Below are 2,160 nucleotides of genomic sequence, written 5' to 3'. Positions count from 1 at the left end.
TTCATCCCGGCCGTAGTTCTCCGGCAATCGGCCCTCCGGCATCCGGAAGGTCCCGAACAGCACGTCCCATACCGGGAAGGTCCCGGCGAAATTGGTGTTGCCGCCCTCCTCCATCGGCGTGTGGTGCCAACGATGGAAGACCGGCGTCGCCAGCACGTATCTGAACGGGCCGAGCGTCCAGTTCAGGTTGGCGTGCACGAAGGCGGAATGGAACGTCGTGAACGGACCGACCCAGAGCATGATGTTGGGCGAGATGCCGGCCATCAGCAGCACGACGTCGACCGAGATGGTGCCGATGATCAGGTTGATCGGATGGAAGCGCGCCGCCGAAATCCAGTCGAGCTCCTCGGAGGAATGATGCACCGCATGGTACTTCCAGAACTCGCCGCCGTGGAACATCCGGTGCAGCCAGTACAGCGTGAAGTCCGAGGCCACGACAAACAGCAGCGCCTGCACCCAGAGCGGCAGCTGCGACAGCGGGCCGTGGCCGTTGTCGTAGAAGGCGATCAGGTCGTCGGCGTCGCGAATGCCGAACACGACGCTGGCGCCGACGATCAACAGCCCGATGCGGATCACGCGTGCGAACACCGGCACGAAGAACCAGTAGACGACGTCGGTGACGAGCTCGCGCCGCCGCCACCACGGCGCGCCGGGATTGCAGGCCCAGAAATGGCTGAGCACCGCGAAAGTCACGCCAAGCACGAGCGTGATCGGCACCACCTTCTCGATGGTGTGGCCCAGCATCACGACGACTTCCATGACCATGTCGGACATGAGCCCCTCCTTCTAGTCACGCGGCGGCTTCAAGCCCTACCGTGTCGCGATTAAGGAGGCGTGAAATGATGGAATTTCCGGCCGCGGCGGCAAGCCCGGAACGACCCGGGACGCGGCTTCGCGGAAAGCGGCTTAATGACAAATTTACTCTGCACAACAACGGCTAATTGCAGGGATGTTTATCCGATCGAATTAACTGCACCGCAATTCTCGGCTTTTACGGTGGCGCCATGGTCACGGTGCTGAGAACGCCGGCGAGACCAGACCCTAGTTCGATCAGCCACGTGTACATGGAGTTTAGCTCATGAAGAATCTGATTGCGCGTTTCGTCAAGGATGAATCCGGCGCGACCGCCATCGAATACGGCCTGATTGCGGCCGGCATCTCGCTCGCGATCATCGCTGTGGTCAACGGCCTCGGCACCACGCTGAACACCAAGTTCAGCTCGATCAACAGCTCGCTGAAGTAAGAGATCGCCGATCCTCGGCAGCAGAGGCCCCGGCATGCCCCGGGGCCTTTGTTTTTGCAACCCCGCCTGGCTCTGTTGCGTATGCGTAAACCCGAATTGGCCGCCTCGGCGGCGACACGAGCAAGCCTTTCCCCCGCGCGCCGGGATCAAGCCGCCGTGCAGTTGATCTGCTCCGCCCTGGTGCTGTCCCTGATCTCCCTCGGCTTGCGGATCCTGAGCGTCTGGTGACTGTGTTCTCCGTTTTCCAATTGTTCACCACTCGCCGGTAGGATGCCGCGATCCGTATTCGCCCGGGCAGAACAGGCTCAGCCGGTCCATGATCCTCGACATCGCGCGCCTTCTGCTGTTTCCCTCGCTCCTTGCCTTCGCGGCCGCGAGCGACCTGCTCACCATGACGATCTCCAACCGCGTCTCGCTCGTTCTGGCAGCGGGATTCCTGGTGCTCGCTCCGCTCGGCGGCATGGGATCCTGGGAGATGCTGCTCCATCTCGGCGCCGGTGCCGTCGTGCTCGTCGCGGCCTTCGGCTGCTTTGCCATGGGCTGGGTCGGCGGTGGGGATGCGAAGATCGCGGCCACGGCGGCGCTCTGGTTCGGCTTCGGCCACCTGATGAACTACCTGCTCTACGCGTCACTGTTCGGCGGCGCGCTGACACTCCTGCTCCTGCAGTTCCGCCAGTGGCCGTTGCCCTACGTGCTCGCCGGCCAGCCATGGCTGCTCCGGTTGCACGCCAAAGAGAGCGGCATCCCCTACGGCATCGCGCTCGCGCTGGGCGCGCTGATGGCCTACCCCGATACGGAATGGGTGAAAGCCGTCGACCTTGCACGCTTCGCGCTGCACTGATCGCCGCGGATAACCGGCCGTTAAGGCGATTTAGATACGCCTCATTAACCATGCTTTGACGAATAGCTGGTCAACT

Annotated in this window: 3 protein-coding genes; 2 read left to right on the top strand and 1 reads right to left on the bottom strand. The window is 62.7% G+C overall.

The genetic code is table 11. From position 1 onward, the window contains the following. Positions 1 to 774: sterol desaturase family protein (locus JOY90_RS24450; protein WP_291693680.1), on the bottom strand; the 774-nt coding region annotated here is incomplete at its 3' end. A gap of 304 nt (positions 775 to 1,078) precedes the next feature. Between JOY90_RS24450 and JOY90_RS24445 the strand changes: the two genes are divergently transcribed. Further along, positions 1,079 to 1,243: a Flp family type IVb pilin gene (locus JOY90_RS24445; protein ID WP_291693679.1), complete on the top strand. Its 165-nt coding sequence runs from the start codon at positions 1,079 to 1,081 to the stop codon at positions 1,241 to 1,243. 316 nt (positions 1,244 to 1,559) lie between these two features. Continuing rightward, positions 1,560 to 2,084, top strand: a complete 525-nt coding sequence (locus tag JOY90_RS24440; protein WP_291693678.1) for a prepilin peptidase — start codon at positions 1,560 to 1,562, stop codon at positions 2,082 to 2,084. The last annotated feature ends 76 nt before the right edge of the window (positions 2,085 to 2,160 follow it).

The sequence above is a fragment of the Bradyrhizobium sp. genome, from assembly GCF_019242285.1.
In the GTDB taxonomy this organism is placed as follows: Bacteria; Pseudomonadota; Alphaproteobacteria; order Rhizobiales; family Xanthobacteraceae; genus Bradyrhizobium.
The sequence above is the reverse complement of the archived record's forward strand: the minus strand, read 5'-3'. Positions and strand labels throughout refer to the sequence as shown.